Origin of the sequence: Thermosipho melanesiensis BI429 (genome assembly GCF_000016905.1) — a bacterium.
GTDB classification, from domain to species: Bacteria; Thermotogota; Thermotogae; order Thermotogales; family Fervidobacteriaceae; genus Thermosipho; species Thermosipho melanesiensis.
In genome coordinates this window covers 500,173-520,293 of record NC_009616.1, presented here as the reverse complement: position 1 = coordinate 520,293, position 20,121 = coordinate 500,173, and the positions used below count along the sequence as shown (strand labels likewise).

Below are 20,121 nucleotides of genomic sequence, written 5' to 3'. Positions count from 1 at the left end.
GTGGAAAGGACCTTTTCTAAGGTGGAAGAGATACTGGAAAAACATAACTATGAAAAGAAAAATTTAATAAAGATACTTCTTGATGTTCAAAAGGAATACAGGCATATTCCAAAAGAAGTGGTAAATTACATTTCTGTTGCTTTAGATATACCACCAGCAAAGATTTTTGGGGTTGCAACGTTTTATGCGCAATTTTCCCTTAAGCCAAAGGGAGAATACACCATATTGATATGTGATGGTACGGCTTGTCATATGGAAGGGTCTATGGGGCTTGTTAAGGCAATTGAGGAAGAGTTGGGGATTAAGCCTGGTGAAGTTACTCAAGATTTAAAATTTAGCCTCGATAAGGTCGGATGTTTAGGTGCTTGTGCACTTGCTCCGGCAATGGTAATAAATGGAGAAGTATATGGAAAACTTACACCTGAGAAAACAAAGGAAATTTTAAGAAAACTAAAAGAAGGAGATGATAGGTAATATGTTTAAGACAATAAATGAAGCACTTGAATATATTGAAAAACAACAAAGATTGAGAGAGGAAAGATTAAAAGAAAAAAAGATATATGTTTGTGTGGGGACAGGTTGTACCGCAAATGGTTCTAGAAAGGTGTATAAAAAATTTGTTGAGGTCATTACAAACAAAGGTTTAGATGTAAAAGTTGAGGCGGAAGACGAACATCCAACGGTGAAAAAAACAGGATGTTGTGGACTTTGTTCATTAGGGCCTCTTGTAAAGATAACACCCGAAGGTATTACTTATCATCATGTTACAGTAGATGATGTTGAAGAAATTGTGGAAAAAACAGTGGAAAAAGGAGAGATAATTGATAGATTGCTGCTTACCGATTCGGTAACTGGTAAAAAGATAAAAAGACTTGAGGATGCAACGTTTTTTAAAAATCAAAAATTTTACATAATGGAAGGTATTGGAACAAGTGAGTGTGAAAAAATAGAAGATTACATGGGGCGTGGAGGATACAAATCTCTTTTAAAGGTATTGTCCTCTATGAAAAGAGAAGAAGTTATAGAGACAATAAAAGCTTCCGGTCTTCGTGGAAGAGGTGGAGGAGGATTTCCTACAGGCCTTAAGTGGGAATTTGCCTACAAAGCAAAAGGTGATAAGAAATTTGTTGTTTGTAATGCAGACGAAGGTGACCCAGGTGCATTTATGAATAGAACGTTACTTGAAAGAGATCCTCATTCTATACTTGAAGGTATGATTATTGCCGCGTACACAGTGGGAGCGCAAAAAGGTTATGCATATATCCGTGCGGAATACCCCATTGCAGTTGAAATGTTTAATAAGGCTATAAATGATGCTAAAGCTTTGGGATTACTTGGTGAAAATATTTTGGGTACGGGGTTTTCATTTGATTTAGAGGTTAAAGAAGGAGCAGGAGCATTTGTTTGTGGTGAAGAAACGGCTCTTCTTGCATCTATTGAAGGAAAAAGAGGTGTGCCAAGACCAAGACCCCCCTTTCCCGCACAAAAAGGACTTTGGGGTTATCCCACTTTGATAAACAATGTGGAAACATACGCAAATGTTCCAAAGATAATTAGAGATGGGGTAAAAAAATACAGAGAAAATGGCGTTGAAAAATCACCAGGCACAAAGATGTTTTCAGTTACTGGTCCGCTTAAACTTACGGGAATAATTGAAATACCGTTTGGAACTACAATAAGGTATGTACTTGAAAATATATGTGGTGGTACAACAGACGGAAAGAAGATAAAGGCGATACAGATTGGTGGGCCATCAGGTGCATGTCTTCCGGAAAAATATTTTGATTTACCACTTGATTATGACACTTTAAAATCTATAGATGCTATGGTAGGTTCAGGCGGAATAGTTGCAATAACGGAAGATAGTTGTATGGTTGAAGTTGCAAGGTTTTTCCTTGACTTTACAAAGAGAGAATCGTGTGGAAAATGCGTACCTTGTAGAGAAGGAACTATGCAAGCGTACAACATTCTAGAAAAATTCACTCAGGGGAAAGCTACAGAAGAAGACCTTGAAAATCTAGAGTACTTGGCAAAGATTATTAAAACAGCGTCATTATGTGGTCTTGGTAAAACAGCTCCAAATCCAATTCTAAGCACATTAAAACATTTTAGAGAAGAGTATATAGAGCATATAAATGGAAAGTGTCCAAGTGGTACGTGTACTGCGTTGAAAAAGTATGTAATAAATCCAGAGCTTTGTAAAAGTTGTAGTCTTTGTGCAAGGGCATGTCCACAAAACGCTATTAGTGGAGAAAGGGGTAAACCATACGTAATTGACCAGGAGAAATGTATTAAGTGTGGTATATGTTTTGAAAAATGTAAATTCAACGCTATAGAATTGGTATAGGAGGCGATTGTAATGAAAATAATAGTAAATGGAAAAGAAACCATTATTAATGATAATGCAAAAAATCTTTTAGAAGCTTTAAAAGAAGTGGGAATTGAAATACCAAATCTCTGTTATTTATCAGAAACATCCATATATGGTGCATGTAGAATGTGTTTAGTTGAAGTTGATAATCAGATTACAACTTCTTGTTCCATAAAGCCATATGAAGGAATGAACGTAAAAACACATACACCTGAGATATATGAAATGAGAAGGGGAATATTAGAACTTTTACTTGCATCACACAATAGAGATTGTACAACTTGTGAAAGAAATGGAAATTGTAAATTACAAAAATACGCAGAAGAATTTGGTATTAGAAAGGTAAGGTTTGATAAGATTGACAAACCAAACATCATAGATTACTCTTCCATAATTATTAGGGATAATTCAAAGTGTATTCTTTGTGGTGATTGTGTGAGAGTTTGTGATGAGATTCAATCAATAGGTGCTATTGATTTTGCATTTAGAGGTTTTGAAGCACAAGTTATGCCTGCTTTCGGTGAAGAACTTGCAAATACAGCGTGTGTGCTTTGTGGCCAATGTGTAGCTCACTGTCCAACTGGAGCATTGACTTTTAGGAATGATATACAAAAGGTATACAAAGCAATGGAGGAAGAAAAATTTGTAATTGGAATGATTGCACCGGCAGTTAGAGCTTCTATCCAGGAGGAACTTGGATTAGATGGAGATGTTGTTACCGCAGGGCGAATTGTTAACTTTTTAAAAATGATAGGTTTTAAGAAAGTGTTTGATGTTTCGTTTGCGGCGGATTTGGTTGCATACGAAGAAGCGCACGAATTTAAAGAAAGGCTTGAAAGAGGAGAAAAATTACCACAATTTACTTCATGCTGTCCAGGTTGGGTAAAATTTGCAGAGCATAATTATCCTGAACTTTTGGATAATCTATCGTCTGTGAAATCTCCACAACAAGCACTAGGAAGTGTAATAAAGAGGATATATGCAAAAGAAATGGGAATAGATCCGAAAGATATATTCCTGGTATCCATAATGCCATGTACAGCTAAAAAGTTTGAAGCAGAAAGAGAAGAATTTGCTGGAGAAGTTGATGTGGTTATTACTACAAAAGAGTTATCACAAATAATTAGGTCAAGTGGTTTTGATCTAAAAAGTATTCCCCCGATTCCATTTGACAGACCATATGGTCTTTCATCACAAGCTGGTCTAAGCTTTGGAAAGACTGGAGGAGTATTTTCGAGTGTTCTAAAAGTTCTAAATGATGAAATAGGGTTAGAGAATGTAGAAACAAAAGAAGTAGAAAAAGGAATAAGGATAACAAATGCAACAACTAAAGATGGAAAAACAATTAACGGAGTAGTGGTATTTGGTCTTGGAAATGTAAGAAAAGTAATGGAGAAATTAAACGACTGGAATGTAGATATAGTAGAAGTTATGGCTTGTGATTATGGATGTATTGGTGGAGGTGGCCAACCGTATCCAAATGATACAGAAATAAGGATAAAACGTGCAAAAATACTTAATGAAGTAGTTGGTATAGATGTACTAATTTCACCTACGGAGAATTATCACATGCTATCTTTATATGAAAATCACCTTAAAGCTCCTTTGAGTCACGAATCTCATAAGCTTTTACATACAACTTACAAAAATAGGAAAAGAATAAAAAATGGGGATATAGAAATAATTCCTCTACCAGTTGATGAGGATAAAAAAACAGTAGTAAAGGTATGTCTTGGAACATCTTGCTATGCAAAAGGGTCATACGAGCTTCTTTCACAGCTTATTAAACTTACTAATGAAGAAGAACTTTCAAATGTTGAGATAAAAGGAACATTTTGTTTGGAAAAGTGTGGAAATGCACCAAACGTTATGGTAAATGATAAAATAATAGATGAAGCAAGCATTGAAAAAATAAAAGAGGTGTTAAAGGAGGATGCCAAAAAACGATAAAAGGCCTATACAACTTCCGAGGCCTACACTTGAGAGATTAAAAAAGTATTATGCATATCTTATGCAGGTAGATTTAGAATACATTTCATCGGAAGAACTTGCAAAAAAATTTAACATAAGGCCGGAACAGGTGAGAAAGGATTTTACTTATCTTAATATTACGGGAAGACCAAAGATTGGCTATCATATCCCTCCACTTATAGAGGAACTTGGTGAGTTGTTTGGTACAGGGGTCATGGAAAATATAATAATCGTTGGAGCGGGAAATTTGGGAAGTGCTCTTGCAAAGTATACGGGATTTGAAAAAATTGGTGTAAAGGTTGTTGCAATATTCGACAACGACCCCAAAAAAATCAGTAGCTTTGTGGGAGAACTGTCCGTTCTCCCTTTATCTTCACTTGAAAGAGCGATTAAAAGGTTCGAGGTAAAAATTGCAGCCATTTGTGTCCCAGAAGAAAGCGCACAAAAAGTGGCAAGTTTGCTCATTAGAAAAGGTATAAAAGCGTTGTGGAATTTTGCACCTGTTCCGCTAAAAGTACCTGAAACAATAATAGTTGAAAATCAAGACATAACGTCTGGAATTCTTTCAATAAAGCACGTGATTAAAAAGTAAAAAGTGCCAACATGGACACCACACCATCCCACCCCCACGTTTGTGGGGGTTATGTGTAATTGTCTGGAAGATCATTTTCAAACAATACAACATCCCCAGATTTTAAAAAGGTTTTCAACATTTCTGTTACTTCATCTAAGGAATTAACGGTATATATTTCGCCTGTAAAGTTTGAATCTTCTAGACCTTCTAAAATTTTCTTTGTTCTTTTTTTGTCAACTAAGAACACAACATCAACGTATTTTGAAATGAGTTTCCCCAATTTATAATGTTCTTCATCTTCCTTTTCTCCAAGTTCTACAAACCCAGGAGTTATTAGTATTTTTCTTCTTTTTCCAAAAAGCGACAAATACTCAAGTGCCATTTTAAACCCTTTTGGGTTTGAATTAAACGTATCGTCAATAACGGTTATAGTATCATCTCTTATAACCTCAAGCCTGTGTTTGGGTTTTACAATATTTTTGGCTCTTTCTATTATTTCCTCAACGGGGACCTTTAATTCAAATGCAGTTACAATTGCAAGTAGTAAATCCAATACATTTTCCTTGCCATAGACATTTGTTGTAAATTCAAATTTTTGGTTATTTGGAGTTTCCAAAACAAAATTTGAACCATCTTTATCCAATTTTAAATCCACTATTCTATATTGTGCTTCTTTGTTTTCTATTCCACAAGATATTATATCTTTGTTTTTTATTATCTTTCTTATATTCTCATCATCAAAGTTTACCACAAACTTTTTCCCGGAGCGACTATCTTTAATGTACTTTTTAAAATTGTCCAAGATGTTACTTTCATTTTCGAATTCTTCAAAATGTTGTATTCCAATAGATGTAATAACCGAAATAGTTGGGTTGACAAGGTCAAGGAGTTTTTCAAATCCATAATTATCATTTTCTGCAAGCTCTACGATGAATACATCATGAGATTTATCTAATTTTTCTCGTATTACTTTTGTAATTCCCATAGTTGTATTGTAGCTACCAGGTGTCATTAACGTTTTGTAATATTCACTAATTAGGTGATAAAGATAAAACTTTGTACTTGTTTTACCATAACTTCCTGTAATTGCAACAACTTCTGGATTTAATCTTTTAATCTTTCTTTTTGCATCTTTGTAGTAATATTCGTTAATCAATTTCTCTATAGGTGTCATTATGGCATTTGTTAAAAAGTAAAAAAAGGAATTAAACACAACAAACATGAATAGGACACTTTCAGAAAAAATACTACTTGTTTGAACTGCCCAAATTAATGCGATTCCAAAAAAGATGTAAGAAATGTAAATGAGTCTTCTTAAACGCTTTGTAAATACAAGTGGTTTTTTCTTTTTGACAAGTACAAAATATCTTAAATCAATGTATATGGACATAACCAAAAAAACAAGGGCTATGTATGTGTTAACAAAATAGAATATGAGTGATAATACCAAAAGAATATTTATTAAGTATCTTTTTACATGAGAAAAAATCCATTTAAAATACTTTTTCTCGGAGTATTCTTCAAGTTGTAGCATATGTAAAGAGTAAAAAGATCTAAGCACAAAATTTGTAACAAGTAAGGCAAGAAAGATGTTTTCAACCATATTAACCTCCTACAAAATTTTTTAGATCTTTTAAAAATCTGTCAATATTTTCTAAAAATGGGAAATGTCCAGCATTTTCGTATATAATGAGTTTAGAATTTTTTATCAACCTTTTATATTCTTTTGCCACATAAATTGGAACAGCATCATCAAATTCTCCCCAAATTATAAGTGTATTTTTGTTTATTTTTTTTATTTCCTCTGAAATATCTTCGCTAACTACACCTTTTAAAATTTCCCTCATTATACCTTTAGAATTTTTGTAATCCTCAGAGCCAAATTTTTCTCTCAATCTGTTTACATTAAATCCGAATGTTCTAAAGATTCTAAATAGTATTTTATAGATTGCAACTTTTGTTTTTAATTTTAAATTCCTCCTTTTGATGCCTGGTGCAGAGATTATTACCAATTTATCCATCCATTCTGGATTCTTTGATGCCAAAATAGCAGCTATTTTACCACCAAACGAATGACCAACTACTACAACATCTTTTAAGTTTAAAAATTCAACAAATTGAGAGATAACGTTTGCATAATCAAAGCTTGTCATTATCTTTTTTGGAATAGGACTTTTACCAAAACCCGGTAAGTCTAAAAGAATAGATGTGTATTCTAGTTTTTTAGCAATTTGTTTATAATACAAAAAGCTTGCACCCCAACCGTGCAAGAATAAGATGTTTTTTTTATTTCCTGGAATAATTTCATAATGTAGTTGTTTTATCATTTGCCCACCTTTATTTTCAAAATATTGGTATCTATTGAAACTATCTTTTTGTCTTTGAATCTTTCTAGTCCCATGTTTATCATGTTATCAATTATCTGCGAAAATGTAAATCCACTCTTCTGCCATATGTAAAATGATAAAGCACCAGGTATAGTGTTTATTTCGTTAACGTATATTTTATCTGCTATCAAGAAATCTATGCGTACGTTTCCAGAGCATTCTAGAATTTTAAACGTGTCTTTTGCAATTTCTTTTATCTTATTTTTTAAATTTTCATCTATTCTAGCAGGAATAATGTGATTTGAGAATTTTTTTCCTTTTTTAAAGTATTTTTCTTCAAAGTTAAAAAAGTCGTTTTTCTTGTTTATTTCTTCAAGTTCAGAAACAAAGATATTTTTGTATCCCATGACGGCACAATTGATTTCACGTGCGTTTATCCATTTTTCAACTAATACTTTGTTATCGAATAAGAGTACATTTTTTACTGCTTCTTCGAAATTTTTTCTATCTACCACTTTTGATACACCTATACTTGAACCAAGTCTTGCAGGTTTTACAATCATAGGATAGCCTAAATTTTTCTCGCATCTTTTAAAAAATTCTTCATTTATTTCTGTTGTGTATTCAAAATCTACAACTGAAATTTCTTTCTCCTTCAACAAAAGTTTTGTTACTACCTTATCCATAGTAAAAGCTGATGAAAAATGATTACAACCAGAGTATGGTATCCCAAAAATTTCACACATTCCCTGAAAAGTTCCATCTTCACCGTTTGTGCCATGAAAAACTAAAAAGCAGAAATCTATCGTTTGCTTTTTTAGTCCATATTTTAGAAGAAGTTTGTTATTCTTTACACTGAAACTATCTATTTTTTTTGCTTTTTTTTCTAACTTATCAAAATCTTTAAAAGTTTCTAAATCTTCTAAAACTTTTCCTGTAAACCATTCGCCAGATTTGGATATATAAATAGGGATAACATTGTATTTTTTCCTATCAATGGAAGAAAGTACTTGCTGTGCAGTTATTATGGATATTTCGTGTTCTACACTTTTTGAGCCAAAAAATATACCGATATTTAGCATAACTACCTCCTACAAAAGATGTTTTTCAAGCATTTCAGCTATAATCGCAGAAGGAAATGGTGCTAGTCTTTTTAAATTCCTTTTTATTTCAATTTCGCTACCTTCCATACTACTATCTACTACTATTTTCAGAGCGCAAAAATTAATATCGTTTTCAGCGCATACCTTTGCAATAGCCGCACTGTCCATGTCGACGACCTCTGCATTTGTTTCCCTGTATATCCGTTCTTTTTCTTCTTCTGAGTCTACAAATACATCTCCACTTGCTATTACACCAAATTTAATATCGTTGAATATATCGTAAATTCTTTCCATTAAGACATCCGATGCTTTAAAAATTCTTACATTTTTTTCTCTAAACGAAATATCGTGTTCTATATACTCAGTTCCACAAACAATATCACCTATTTTTCTTTCTTTATTTATAGCTCCTGCAGAACCGCAGTGTATAAAGTATTTCGGTTTGAATCTATCTATTAGTGCCTGCGCCATCATAGCTGATTCTACTTTACCTATTAAACCATAAACAAGTAAAACTTCATTTACACCAATTAGTCCCCTTACATATGGTCTTTTTAATATTTCGCCATTTTCCAAAACAGGTAAAAGTTCTCTAAATGCGCCTAATATCTCGTCTCTTAACACACTTGTAATTACTATCATTTATTTCCCTCCACCTCTAATAACCATGTGTACTTCAAAATCGCCTTCTGAAAATATATTTAAAGGAAGTTTTAATATCACACCTTCTGCGGTTACCTGGATTTCTTTACCTGTAATGACTGTTGGTGGTGTAATATCAACTGTATAACTATTTTTTTCAAGTTCCATGGCAATAGAACCACTTGTCATATTTCCAAGTTCACCTAAAGCACTAAGAGCAAGTTCATCTAGATTTTCATATGGCATTCCCATCATTGTACTAACGACTTTAATTGCCGTTTCTTTGTTAAAAGAATATATCAAATTACCATCTATATCTCCGTTAAAACCTATTACTGTAACAATTGGGTATTTTGGTTCTATACTTTTTGCAATTGATGGTTTTGCGATATTTGGTTCAACTTTTAATACCATATTAAACGTTGATTTTACAGCAGAAATTAATGAATTAATTATTCTTGCATCCATAATGCCACCTCCTTATCATAAGTAAAGAAACCAAACTTTCCTTCTGAGATTGCCTTAAAAAGGTTATTTTTTGTTCTTTCAAAATCTATGTTTCCACCTTTTGATATAAATCCTCTTTTTTTACCATATTCTTCTAAAAATTCTTCAAAAGTTTTATCAAGGTTGAGTTCCACCTTAAATATTTCATACGCCCGAGTAATTATATCATATTTATCTATAGATTCTACAGGCAGAGAACCAATTAATAACAACTTTGCTGCTACATCTTTATTAAATAGTTTTGAATACAAAATTCCTGGGGTATCAAGTAATTTAACACTACCTAAATTTATCCATTGAAGCCCTCTGGTTATACCAGGTGCCATTCCCGTTTTTGCAAGTTTTCTACCGGAAAACTTGTTAATTATAGTTGATTTTCCAACGTTTGGAACACCAGCTATTAATACCCGTGTTTCTCCTAGTTTTTTCTTCGAATGAGAATTTATAAATCCTTTTATCTTGTTTACAGATTCAGCTTTTGAAAAAGAAATTACAGGTGAAGTTTCCTTTATCTTTTCCATCCAAAGCTTTGTATATTTTTTATTTGCTAAATCTGCTTTGTTTAAAACATAAAGTATGTTTTTACCTGTAAATATATTTCTTTCAAAAGCAGTAGTTGCGAAAGGTGCTCTTGCATCCAAAACAATGAGGACTGTGTCCACTGCCTTTAAATATTCTTTTATCTTTCTTTTTGCTTTATTTATATGCCCTGGATACCACATTTATTTTGGCACCACCAGAGTTCCCACATTTTCTTCTCTTACTGCCGATAGTAAATTACTCTCTTTAAAGAAATCCATAACGAGTATTTTCATGTCGTATCTTTTACAAATGGAAAATGCTTCTGTATCCATTATTTTTAAACCTTTATCTATTGCCTCATCATACGTTAATGTATCAAATTTCCTTGCATCAGTAAATTTTTTGGGATCCTTATCGTAAATACCATCTACTTTTGTACCTTTTATCAATATATCTGCCTTCATTTCCACGGCCCTAAGTGCTGCTGCTGTATCTGTTGTGAAAAACGGATTACTAGTACCTCCTGCAAAGATAACAAGATATCCCGCATCAAAATAAAGGTTTATATCATCGTAGTGTATTGGCCTTATGGAAGGAAGGGAACTTACCTGCGATACCACAACAGTTCTTAGATTGTTTTTTTCAAAGATGTCTTTTAAATAAAGGGCATTAATAACCGTTCCAAGCATTCCTATTTGATCTGCAATGGTAGGAGATAACTCCTGCATTTCTCTACCCCTAAAGAGATTTCCTGCACCTATTACAATTCCTACATTTGTTCCATATTCGAGTATCTTTTTTAATTCATCAACAAGGTATATTATATTCTCGTGGTTGAAACCTTTTTCCCCTTCCCCACTTAGAACCTCTCCACTAAGTTTTAAAAGGACTCTTTTGTACATATTATCCCTCCAATTCTACAACCTCTTTAAATTTATCTGCTAATCTAAGATCACTTGTTAATAATATAATTTGACGCCTTTTCGCCTCATTTTGTAGTATTTTTAAAACCCTGTTCAACCTTTCATCATCGTATCTAATAAATGCGTTGTCTATGATTAAAGGAAGATTGTGTTCTGACATGGTGTTGAATAGTGCAACTTTGTATGCAAAGAGCATTTGATCAAAAGTTGCTGCACTTAAAAATTCTTCAGGATTTAATTTTTCACCGTTGATGTTTAATCTTACGGACAAATTATCTTCAACTATTATAGGCATGGGTTCATTTACAATAGAATGTAGTATTTTTGTAAATTCTTCTTTGAATTTTTTTCCATAAGTTTCCACATACTCCTCCAGCTTTTTCTTTAAAATTTCCTTTGCAGTTGATATCTTTGAGGAGTATGCCTTTAATGCATCGATTTTACCAATTAACTCCTCTTTCTTTTTTATCTTCTCCAAAATTTCCTCAAAAGAAGGTATATTTTCAAACTTTTCGAGAAGTAATGTATCAATATCTGAAAGTCTTTTTTTAAGTTTTTCTAAATCAAATTCTAGGTTTTTCATATTTTCAGGTAATATTTCACTATTTAACATATTTTCATACTTTTCTATTTTTGTATCTAGCTTTGAGATTTCTTCTGTTATCTTCAAGTACTCATCGTACAAGGTATCAAAGTTTTTAATTTCTTCTAAGGAAAGTTTTAATTCTTCAAGTAACTTATTCAAAGAAATAGTTAATTCTTCTTTTTTTCTTTTTAAGTTTTCTATTTCATTTTTTGTTTCGATTGTTTGTTTTTCTAATGATGATTTAGATATAATTAATTTTTGAATTTCATTAACCAACTTTTCAAGGTAAGAAATACCAGAGTCTATTATCTGCGCTGCACTTCCTAGATTGAAATCTTTCAACTCTTTTAAAATTTCAGATTCAAGTTTTTTAAATTCTTCGCTTGTGCTTTGATAATCTTTCTTTTTAGCCTTCCATTCTATAAATTCATAATATTTTTGTCTAAGCTCTTTTAAAGACTTTAGATTATGCTCTCTAAGTATACTTAAATATCTCGGACGTATTATTTTTTTCTTCGTTAATTCGTCAATCTCATTTCTTATTGTTTCAGAGACCCCCTCTTTTTTTCTCCATATAACTGTTTCAATAAGACCAATAAATCCCGTTACAATTGCGGCGGTAAAGAGCCACATATTTACATTTGTCATGAGAAAACCAAGTAGTAGAGAAATAACCGAAGCGAAAAAGAAAACAAAAGAAAAATCTTTATGAATTTTAGCAGAAGAAAATATGTGATTTAGTTTTTCTTTTAGTTCATCTATTCTTGTTTGTAACTTCTGCTGTGATTCCTTATGTTTTTCTTCTTCTTCTTCTACTTCTTCTAATAAATTTTCTTTTTCACTAAATAGTTTCCAGAGAGGGTTTTCTTCTAAAATATCCTCTAATTTATGCTTTTTTTCATCGTACATTTTTTTTAGTAAACTCAAATTTTTAATCTTTAGATTAACGGTTTCAAGCTCCTTTTCATTTTCTATGTTTAATCCCTTCATCTTTTCTTTTAATTGTTTTTCTAAAGTTTCTAAATTTTCTAGTAGTTCGTTGTAATGAGAAAGTATTCCATTTAGATTTCTATCTATAATTTCCATAGTTTCAATTAATTCTTTTGCGTTTGTTACTTTTTCTCTATCTATTTTAGATATTCTAACGAAATCCTGTAACTTTAAACTTAGTTCTTCTTTTTTCAAGTTTAATTCTTTAATTTTTTCGTTTAGGTCTTTTGTATATGATATTCTAAGGTCTTCAAGTTTTTCTTTTTTCTCCCATATCTTACTTTCAATTTCTTCTTTTTCTTTTTTTAGGCGTTTTTGTTTAATGATAAATTCATTGTATTTATCAAGCTTTTGTTTTAGGTTTACAATTTCTTTGTCCAAATTTACAATTTCTTTATTTAAATCTTCTATACAACTTTGCACTTCTTCAACATAGGAGTTTGTTTTTTCTATTGCCTCTGTTAACCTTAACCCCCATTCATTTTTTTGCATCTTTTTTTTCATATATCCAATAACAAAAGAATCTTTTTCTTTTAATGTATCGAGTTTTTCATCTTCTTTAATAAAACCTACAGTTTCAAAAAGATCTCTATCCACTAAAGTGTTGAATTCTCCATTTAAAAAATCCACTTTAAAGGTTCCTTCATCAGTGGTTATTTCACCACCAAACTCATAGTGATCCCATGGTTCGTATTTTTTTAATTCGTCTCCAGGTTTTGATAAAGCATTTAAAATAAAATATGCAATAGTAGTCTTACCGGATGCATTTGGACCAAATATAACGTTTAGTCCTGGTTTAAATTTTAATTCTTTAGATTTTAATTTACCAAACCCATTTATTTTTAACGATTTTATTAACATACTTTACCACCTCTCAGAAGATCCAATAAAACAGCTTTGGTGGTGTCGTCATTTACATTTTCAATTATGTTTTTTTCAAAAAGATTTTTGAAATCCAGCTCTTTTGTTTGAGATATAATGGTGTAATCTAAATTTTCCAGTTTTTTCTTATCAGTAAATTCTTTTATAACAAGTATGTTTTTTGTATATTCCATCTTTGGAATTTTGTTTAAATTATCTAGGTAGTATATTCCTAATGTTTCGCAATCAACATTTTGACGTGTTCCATCTTTTTCTATAACTGGAACATTATTAATAGGTGAGCTGTTAAAATCAAGCTTTTCGGGATAAATGTCAAAATTTTTGAAATATACAGACAAAATTTCTTCAACTTTATCGTATGTTCCATATTCTCCTAGTACATTGTAAAATGAAAAGTGTGCATCTGGGTACTGTTTTGATAAAATATCTAGTACCGAAAGCTTTAAGTGATAAATTATGTTCCAAAATATACTCACACGAAATGGTATGGAAAACAATTCTAAATTTGCAACTTTTATTTCCATATATCTAAAACCCCCTTAGAGAAGATTGGCTGCTTCTGTTGCAAGCATTGAACGCTCACCTTTCTTTAACACAATATGTGCTGATAAATTACTTTCCAAAAATCTACTAGCCGCATATACAAGTCCGTTACTATCTTTGTCCAGGTATGGCGTATCTATTTGATATGGATCTCCCAAAAGGACTATCTTAGTATTTTCACCAGCCCTTGTTAAGACGGTTTTTATTTCGTGAGGCGTTAGATTTTGTGCTTCGTCAATTATTATGAACTGATCGGGGATAGATCTTCCACGTATGTATGTCAATGCCTCGATTTCAATTATACCTTTTTTCATGAATTCTTTCATATTTACATTGGAAAGTCTAAAGAGGTATTCTAAATTGTCATATATAGGTGACATCCATGGTTTCATCTTTTCTTCATAACTTCCGGGTAAATACCCTATATCCTTTCCACCCATTGCAACAAGCGGTCTTGCAATTACTATCTTTTCATATTTTTGTTCTGTAACAGCTTTTTGCAATGCACATGCAAGGGTAATAAACGTTTTTCCCGTACCTGCTATTCCTATCAAGGAAACAAGTTTTATATCGTCGTTTAACAATGCATCCATAGCAAAAAATTGTTCTCTGTTTCTTGGTTTAACATTCCAAGCTTCTATCTTTTTACTTATTTGTAGTAAATCCCTTCCGTTAAATCTATAATAGGTTCCTATACTATCTATATATATATTTGGATAAAGCATTTCTTTATCAACCATATCTACATTTCTAAATTCAAAATATCCGGGATTTAACGTTGCAAGCTCAGATCTATCGGTAAGATAATCTTGTGCAGGTATTCCCAATGCATCAGCTTTAACTCTTAGATTTATATCTTTTGAAACTAGATATGTTGGTTCTTTTGAATTTTTCATTATGTGCAGTGTGTAAACTAGAATCCAGTTATCTATGTATTTTTCAAATAAAAAGTCTATGTTTTCATGTTCGTTTTTCTTTAAGTGTATGACTTTTAGCAATCCTCCATTTTCAAGTTTTACACCTTCAGATAATTTTCCTTTTTGTCTTAATTTGTCAAATTCTCTAATAGCTTGTCTTGCATATTTCCCCAGACTTCCAGTGTGTCTTTTTAAATTATCAAGTTCTTCCAAAACGGGTAGTGGAATTATTACGGCATTATCTTCAAACGAATAAATAGATTCTGGATCGTGTATTAATACATTTGTGTCCAAAACAAAATTTTTTAACATTACCTATCCCCCCAGATTCTAACAAATTCATTTAAGTTGGCTATTTTTTCCGATAATTTTAAAAAAACTTTTGCAGTTAATATGGCATCTCCTAATGCCCTGTGAGGTACTTTTTCTCCAAATTTAAATTCTCTTACAAGGCTTTCAAGACTCCTTTTTTTGCCATACAAAATTAGGGAAATTTCCAATGTATCAATGTATCTTACATTTATGGGAAATTGTCCTACCTCTTTTGTTGCGATGTCCAAAAAAGAAAGGTCCATTCGTGCGTTATGCATGACAAAAATAGTATCTTTTGCATATGCCCTTATATTGTCTAAAATCTTTTCAAGTCCAGGCGCACTCTCAATTTCGCTGTTTGAAATACCGTGTATTTTTTCCGACAACGCAGAGATTTTTATGTGCGGATTTACAAGAGAATGATATATCCAACTTTCAATTATCTTTCCTTTGTATATAGGAACAATTGCTACTTCAATTATCCTATCGCCGAAATAAGGATTTAATCCTGTTGTTTCTGTGTCTAGGACACAGTATACATTTTCATCTATCACAATATTCCTCCTATACTATTAACTCTTCACCGCCACCTCTTGCTATTACTATTTCACCTGCTTCTTCTAACCTTCTAACGATGTTAATAATCTTTTGTTGTGCTTCTTCAACGTCTTTAACTCTTACAGGACCCATGAATTCTAGTTCGTCTTTTAAGAGTTGTGCAGCTCTCTTGGACATATTATTGAATATCTTTTCTTTTAATTCGTCGGATGCACCTTTCAAGGCGACTGCGAGATCTCTTGTGTCTACTTCACGTAGTACAAGTTGTACAGATCTATCATCGAGCTTAAGCAAGTCTTCAAATACAAATAGTCTTCTTCTAATTTCTTCCGCAAGCTCAGGTGATTCATACCCAAGTTTTTCCATAATACTCTTTTCCGTAGCTCTATCAATATTGTTAATAATCTCTGCTGCAGTGTCTACACCACCTACTTGACTTAAGGTTTGCATACCAATACCACTGAACTTCTTTTCAAGTGTCTTTTCAATTTCTCTAACTACATCAGGAGATGCGCGTTCTAGTAGAGCGATACGTTTGATAACCTCGGCTTGGATGTTTTCAGGCAATGCTGACAAAACTTTTGCCGAAAGTTGGGGTTCTAAAAAACTTAATACCAAAGCTATGGTTTGAGGATGTTCAGATTGTAAGAAATTAACAATTTGCATGGGATCAGCAAGTTTCATAAATTCAAATGGTTTAACTTGTAAATTGGAAACAAGTCTTTCTATTACTTTCATTGCTTTTTCTGGCCCAAAAGCTTTGATTAACATTTCTTTTGCATAGTCAATACCACCTGAGAGGAGCATTTCTCTTGCTTTGGAAAGTTCTTTAAATTCGGATAAGACTACTTCTTTTTCCTCATCTGTAACTTTTCCTAAATTTGCAATTTCGATTGTTAGCAATTCTACATCTTGTTCATCTAGGTTTTTTAAAACATTTGCGGCATTTTCCGGCCCCATTAAAACGAGTAATATTGCTGCTTTTCGTTTTCCAGGTATACCTGTTTTCTCGGCCATTTTATGTCACCCTCTTTCAGAAAGCCATATCTTTATTATTGCCGCAGTTTCCTCTGGGGATTTTACAGCAAGTTGTTGAGCGTAATTTTTTAACTCTTCTATAACCTTTTGTGCTTCACTCAATATTTCTTCAGCTTCTTCTTGCCCTTCTTTTTCAACTAATTTACGTGCTTCTTCTTCTAACATTTTATACCTTTGCAATACAAGTTTTCTTGCTTTTGACTTTCTAATTTGTAGTAATATTCCATATGAGCTAAAGAACATTAAAACAGTGGCAATTAAAAGAAGACTAATTTTAAAAATTATGTCTTTTTTTGTTTGTTCTGATTGTATAAGTTTTTGGTATTGTTCTTCGAGTTCTCTACTGAATGGTATAAATGCAAGGGAGTAGGAAATATTAGAAGGGCTTGCATTTGCTGCTATGCTTTTTTGTATAACATCTGCTACCATTTTATTGATTTCATTTTTTGATACTTTATTAAATACTGTAGATGAAGAATCTATTATAACCGATACAGATATATTTTCAATTTCACCTTCTGTATTTTGCACGATATTTTCCACTATTTGGTTTAATTCATAATTTGTTATCTCGTGTTTTTTCTCATAAAGTGTGGAATTAGAACTTTCAAGGCTTTGATAATAAGTTGTTGGAATGTTTGATTCTGTTCCAACAGGTCCCCCATCGGAGGGAAAGGTTGTAGATTTTTCACTTTCTGTTTCTTTGCTTCTAATAAAACCTCCTTTTGGAGATGAATAAGTAGTTATGGTCTTTTCAGTTTTTTGCCAGTTTAAGTTTATATCGGTAATTACTTCAACTTTTCCCAGACCAAAGACCGCTTCAAGAGCAGGTTGAATTTTACTTCTATAGTATCTCTCAAGTTGCATTTTCAGTTCTGCTTTTGTGCTTGCAGCATACGTATTTTCATCAAAATTAACAAGGTCGCTTAACGCCCTACCAAAGTTGTCAACAACTTTAACATTTTCAGGTTTTAACCCTTCGACAGCACCAGTAAGAAGATAAATTATTCCTTTTACTTGTTCCTTTGATAAACTTGCCCCTGGTTCTAATACAAGTTGCACAGATGCCCTTGTTTCAGCCATATCTCCACGCACATAATATGTATACTTTGGGAGTGTAAGATGAACCCTTGCATACTTTACTCCATTAATGGTAGCTATTGTTCTTTCAAGTTCTCCTTGAAGAGCTCTTTGATAATTTACTTGTTTATCAAAACTTGTAGCCCCAAAACTTGTCTGATCCAAAATTTCAAAACCTTTTGAAGAAGCTCCTAAAATACCACTTGAAGCCAATTTCATTCTTACTTCATATACGTTATATGAAGAAGGAATTAATATCCTATTTCCTGCCTCAACTTTGTAAGGTATCCCTGATGATTCAAGTTGTTGAACAATAGCACCAGCATCGGTTTCGTTATTTGCCGTTATTAAAAGCACATATCTAGGAGCATTCAAAATAACAGTAATAACAACTGCAGAAACAATTGCAATAATTAACGATAAAAACGCAATTTTCTGGTTTTTTTTTGAGATTTTTCCAGAAAGTTGGAAAGTTTGAAAAACTATCTAAAAATTTTCTAAACCATTCCAAGAAAATCACCTCAATATAAAAACCTCAGATAAAAATTCTCGAAATCAGTGTCATATCCTAAGCTAATTCGCCAATACTTGTTTCCATAACCAACGTCAAATTGAAAGTTTTTCATATCAAAGCCTTTCGAAAAATCATAGCAAATTTCATAGTTTGGGCCAACTGGTTCAAAGTAGGAGTAACCAATTATCGGACCAACTGATATATTATTATTATACCTTAAATTATATCCAAACACAATTGAAGAGAAATGGTCTAATCTAAAAAAAGATTTTGCTCCAAATTCAATTGGGTATCCAGTTTCTTCAATTGAAAATTTTGTAGATAAATCAAAGTATAAAAGTCCTAAATAGTCAAAGATAGAACCAATTTCAAAGAATGTAGTATTAGTACTATCTAACCCTGCTTGAAGATATAATACATATTTATCTTTTAGGTAGACATTTCTACTTATTTTTCTTGAGGCTGATATAACTTTATTTGCATAATTTTTGCCTTCATCTAGATATTTACCTTTTTTGTAATTTCCCTCTCCTATGTTATATATCGCAAGAACTGAGTATATATCGTTGTATTTCTGATAATAATATCTTATCATTCTGTCTGCACCAAGAAGTGCTTGTTTTGGATTCCAGGCATTGTTAATACCATAATCTAGTGCTGCATCTGCTTTAAATTGTGCTATTCCCATTGCTCCAACATTTGAAAGTGCGTGGATATTGAAGCCCGATTCAATGTATGCAAGTCCCTTTACTATCTCAGGAAATCGCATTGTGTTGGTAAATGTATCATATGAAACAATTCTGTAAACAAACGGATTATATATAGATATTTTCCCAGCATTGTTATAAAATTGTACTTGCAATCCAAGGTTGGTTTTGGTAATATAGTTCAAAGGATCAAGCATAAATGAAAAATAATTTGCAGAGATTAGTAAAAAAATTAGAAAAAGGTTCTTTTTCATAACATCCCTCCTATTTAAATATGATACCATAAAATAGAGGTGATTTAAATGACTTGGAAAATCAAAATTAAGGATATTATATCTGAGAAGATTTCAAAAATAGAAGGAGATTATGTAACGGAGTTTATTGAACTACATACAGGAACGTATAAGGTTATAGATAATAGGTTTCATGTTAAAATATCAATAGTATATACTAATGATACAATTGTTGTAGGCGGTTTTGTTAAAGGAAAAATAGAAAGACCTTGTGATAGATGTCTTGAGATGGGGATACTTGAACTTGAAGGTACTATTGAAGCAATTTATGATTTAAAAAATGAACCAAATTTTAAAGATTCTGAAATAGAAAATTTAAAAAATGTGATATACTACAAAGGAGAAGAAATAGATCTTGAGGAAAGAATAATAGAAGCACTTGTAGTAAGTGCTCCTGATGTTTTTGTATGCAAAAAAGATTGTAAAGGTTTGTGTCCATATTGCGGTGAGAATTTGAATTTACATCCCAACCATCAATGTAAAGCAATGGAAGAAGCTTTAATAGACCCTAGATTCGAGAAACTATTACACTTAAAAGAAAAGTTAAACAATAATTAATTAAGGGAGGGATTTTACATGGCAGTTCCAAAGCAAAAAAGGTCAAGAAGTAGAACACATCACAAGAGGGCAAAAATTTACAAAGCATTTTCCGTTCCAGTATCTGTATGTCCAAATTGTGGAGCACCTAAACTCCCACATAGAGTTTGCTTAAACTGCGGCCACTACGGTAAAAAACAAGTGTTTGAAGTAGCCGAATAATT

General features: G+C 32.2%; 20 protein-coding genes. 6 read left to right on the top strand and 14 right to left on the bottom strand.

Annotated elements, in window-relative coordinates; translation table 11 throughout:
- Genes nuoE through TMEL_RS02555 form a run of 4 tightly spaced genes read left to right on the top strand, consistent with a single transcriptional unit; the run spans position 1 to position 4,934 of the window.
- Positions 1-474 (top strand): NADH-quinone oxidoreductase subunit NuoE, encoded by a 474-nt coding sequence (nuoE, locus tag TMEL_RS02570; protein ID WP_012056720.1) that lies wholly within the window; start codon positions 1-3, stop codon positions 472-474.
- Between the two features lies 1 nt (position 475).
- Positions 476-2,347, top strand: a complete 1,872-nt coding sequence (locus TMEL_RS02565) for an NADH-ubiquinone oxidoreductase-F iron-sulfur binding region domain-containing protein (protein WP_012056719.1) — start codon at positions 476-478, stop codon at positions 2,345-2,347.
- 12 nt (positions 2,348-2,359) lie between these two features.
- Entirely contained in the window at positions 2,360-4,321 is a 1,962-nt protein-coding gene (locus TMEL_RS02560) for a [Fe-Fe] hydrogenase large subunit C-terminal domain-containing protein (protein WP_012056718.1), read from the top strand.
- Entirely contained in the window at positions 4,305-4,934 is a 630-nt protein-coding gene (locus TMEL_RS02555; RefSeq protein ID WP_012056717.1) for a redox-sensing transcriptional repressor Rex, read from the top strand. The genes TMEL_RS02560 and TMEL_RS02555 overlap by 17 nt, the downstream gene beginning before the upstream one ends.
- 49 nt (positions 4,935-4,983) lie before the next feature.
- On the opposite strand, the gene TMEL_RS02550 is transcribed toward TMEL_RS02555, so the two are convergent.
- The 14 genes from TMEL_RS02550 to TMEL_RS02485 all read right to left on the bottom strand — a co-directional run bounded on the left by TMEL_RS02550 (position 4,984) and on the right by TMEL_RS02485 (position 19,321).
- Positions 4,984-6,519, bottom strand: a complete 1,536-nt coding sequence (locus TMEL_RS02550) for a Mur ligase family protein (RefSeq protein WP_012056716.1) — start codon at positions 6,517-6,519, stop codon at positions 4,984-4,986.
- Position 6,520: 1 nt separating this feature from the next.
- The gene (locus TMEL_RS02545; protein ID WP_012056715.1) at positions 6,521-7,243 is read right to left on the bottom strand and encodes an alpha/beta fold hydrolase; all 723 of its coding nucleotides are present in this window, start codon (positions 7,241-7,243) and stop codon (positions 6,521-6,523) included.
- Entirely contained in the window at positions 7,240-8,325 is a 1,086-nt protein-coding gene (locus TMEL_RS02540; RefSeq protein WP_012056714.1) for a D-alanine--D-alanine ligase family protein, read from the bottom strand. Before TMEL_RS02540 ends, TMEL_RS02545 begins: the two co-directional genes overlap by 4 nt.
- A gap of 9 nt (positions 8,326-8,334) precedes the next feature.
- Positions 8,335-8,988 carry a 5'-methylthioadenosine/S-adenosylhomocysteine nucleosidase gene (locus TMEL_RS02535; RefSeq protein ID WP_012056713.1) on the bottom strand — a complete coding sequence of 218 codons (654 nt, stop codon included), beginning with the start codon at positions 8,986-8,988 and terminating at the stop codon, positions 8,335-8,337.
- Positions 8,989-9,456: a chemotaxis protein CheX gene (locus tag TMEL_RS02530; RefSeq protein ID WP_012056712.1), complete on the bottom strand. Its 468-nt coding sequence runs from the start codon at positions 9,454-9,456 to the stop codon at positions 8,989-8,991.
- On the bottom strand, positions 9,441-10,217 hold the full coding sequence (gene ylqF, locus TMEL_RS02525) for a ribosome biogenesis GTPase YlqF (RefSeq protein WP_012056711.1): 777 nt from the start codon (positions 10,215-10,217) through the stop codon (positions 9,441-9,443). The genes TMEL_RS02530 and ylqF overlap by 16 nt, the downstream gene beginning before the upstream one ends.
- Positions 10,218-10,919: a UMP kinase gene (pyrH, locus tag TMEL_RS02520; RefSeq protein WP_012056710.1), complete on the bottom strand. Its 702-nt coding sequence runs from the start codon at positions 10,917-10,919 to the stop codon at positions 10,218-10,220. It lies immediately after the preceding gene.
- A gap of 1 nt (position 10,920) precedes the next feature.
- Positions 10,921-13,377 carry an ATP-binding protein gene (locus TMEL_RS02515; protein WP_012056709.1) on the bottom strand — a complete coding sequence of 819 codons (2,457 nt, stop codon included), beginning with the start codon at positions 13,375-13,377 and terminating at the stop codon, positions 10,921-10,923.
- Positions 13,371-13,922: a hypothetical protein gene (locus TMEL_RS02510; RefSeq protein WP_012056708.1), complete on the bottom strand. Its 552-nt coding sequence runs from the start codon at positions 13,920-13,922 to the stop codon at positions 13,371-13,373. Before TMEL_RS02510 ends, TMEL_RS02515 begins: the two co-directional genes overlap by 7 nt.
- Before the next feature lie 15 nt (positions 13,923-13,937).
- Positions 13,938-15,170, bottom strand: coding sequence for a PhoH family protein (locus TMEL_RS02505; RefSeq protein ID WP_012056707.1), 1,233 nt, complete (start codon positions 15,168-15,170; stop codon positions 13,938-13,940).
- The gene (locus TMEL_RS02500; RefSeq protein WP_012056706.1) at positions 15,170-15,724 is read right to left on the bottom strand and encodes a 3'-5' exonuclease; all 555 of its coding nucleotides are present in this window, start codon (positions 15,722-15,724) and stop codon (positions 15,170-15,172) included. Before TMEL_RS02500 ends, TMEL_RS02505 begins: the two co-directional genes overlap by 1 nt.
- Before the next feature lie 10 nt (positions 15,725-15,734).
- Complete coding sequence (fliG, locus tag TMEL_RS02495; protein WP_012056705.1) at positions 15,735-16,745, bottom strand: flagellar motor switch protein FliG; 1,011 nt, start codon at positions 16,743-16,745, stop codon at positions 15,735-15,737.
- Positions 16,746-16,751: 6 nt separating this feature from the next.
- Positions 16,752-18,233 carry a flagellar basal-body MS-ring/collar protein FliF gene (gene fliF / locus TMEL_RS02490; protein ID WP_238375232.1) on the bottom strand — a complete coding sequence of 494 codons (1,482 nt, stop codon included), beginning with the start codon at positions 18,231-18,233 and terminating at the stop codon, positions 16,752-16,754.
- A gap of 134 nt (positions 18,234-18,367) precedes the next feature.
- Positions 18,368-19,321, bottom strand: coding sequence for a lytic transglycosylase domain-containing protein (locus tag TMEL_RS02485; RefSeq protein WP_012056703.1), 954 nt, complete (start codon positions 19,319-19,321; stop codon positions 18,368-18,370).
- 48 nt (positions 19,322-19,369) lie between these two features.
- Between TMEL_RS02485 and TMEL_RS02480 the strand changes: the two genes are divergently transcribed.
- Both TMEL_RS02480 and rpmF read left to right on the top strand, forming a co-directional pair.
- The gene (locus TMEL_RS02480; RefSeq protein ID WP_012056702.1) at positions 19,370-19,918 is read left to right on the top strand and encodes a YceD family protein; all 549 of its coding nucleotides are present in this window, start codon (positions 19,370-19,372) and stop codon (positions 19,916-19,918) included.
- 18 nt (positions 19,919-19,936) lie between these two features.
- Positions 19,937-20,119, top strand: a complete 183-nt coding sequence (rpmF, locus tag TMEL_RS02475; RefSeq protein WP_012056701.1) for a 50S ribosomal protein L32 — start codon at positions 19,937-19,939, stop codon at positions 20,117-20,119.
- The last annotated feature ends 2 nt before the right edge of the window (positions 20,120-20,121 follow it).

Coding starts and splice junctions, on each gene's coding strand:
- TMEL_RS02565 (WP_012056719.1), top strand. CDS start 476: ATGTTTAAGACAATAAATGAAGCACTTGAATATATTGAAAAACAACAA.
- TMEL_RS02560 (WP_012056718.1), top strand. CDS start 2,360: ATGAAAATAATAGTAAATGGAAAAGAAACCATTATTAATGATAATGCA.
- TMEL_RS02555 (WP_012056717.1), top strand. CDS start 4,305: ATGCCAAAAAACGATAAAAGGCCTATACAACTTCCGAGGCCTACACTT.
- TMEL_RS02550 (WP_012056716.1), bottom strand. CDS start 6,519: ATGGTTGAAAACATCTTTCTTGCCTTACTTGTTACAAATTTTGTGCTT.
- TMEL_RS02545 (WP_012056715.1), bottom strand. CDS start 7,243: ATGATAAAACAACTACATTATGAAATTATTCCAGGAAATAAAAAAAAC.
- TMEL_RS02540 (WP_012056714.1), bottom strand. CDS start 8,325: ATGCTAAATATCGGTATATTTTTTGGCTCAAAAAGTGTAGAACACGAA.
- TMEL_RS02535 (WP_012056713.1), bottom strand. CDS start 8,988: ATGATAGTAATTACAAGTGTGTTAAGAGACGAGATATTAGGCGCATTT.
- TMEL_RS02530 (WP_012056712.1), bottom strand. CDS start 9,456: ATGGATGCAAGAATAATTAATTCATTAATTTCTGCTGTAAAATCAACG.
- ylqF (WP_012056711.1), bottom strand. CDS start 10,217: ATGTGGTATCCAGGGCATATAAATAAAGCAAAAAGAAAGATAAAAGAA.
- pyrH (WP_012056710.1), bottom strand. CDS start 10,919: ATGTACAAAAGAGTCCTTTTAAAACTTAGTGGAGAGGTTCTAAGTGGG.
- TMEL_RS02515 (WP_012056709.1), bottom strand. CDS start 13,377: ATGTTAATAAAATCGTTAAAAATAAATGGGTTTGGTAAATTAAAATCT.
- TMEL_RS02510 (WP_012056708.1), bottom strand. CDS start 13,922: ATGGAAATAAAAGTTGCAAATTTAGAATTGTTTTCCATACCATTTCGT.
- TMEL_RS02505 (WP_012056707.1), bottom strand. CDS start 15,170: ATGTTAAAAAATTTTGTTTTGGACACAAATGTATTAATACACGATCCA.
- fliG (WP_012056705.1), bottom strand. CDS start 16,745: ATGGCCGAGAAAACAGGTATACCTGGAAAACGAAAAGCAGCAATATTA.
- TMEL_RS02485 (WP_012056703.1), bottom strand. CDS start 19,321: ATGAAAAAGAACCTTTTTCTAATTTTTTTACTAATCTCTGCAAATTAT.
- TMEL_RS02480 (WP_012056702.1), top strand. CDS start 19,370: ATGACTTGGAAAATCAAAATTAAGGATATTATATCTGAGAAGATTTCA.
- rpmF (WP_012056701.1), top strand. CDS start 19,937: ATGGCAGTTCCAAAGCAAAAAAGGTCAAGAAGTAGAACACATCACAAG.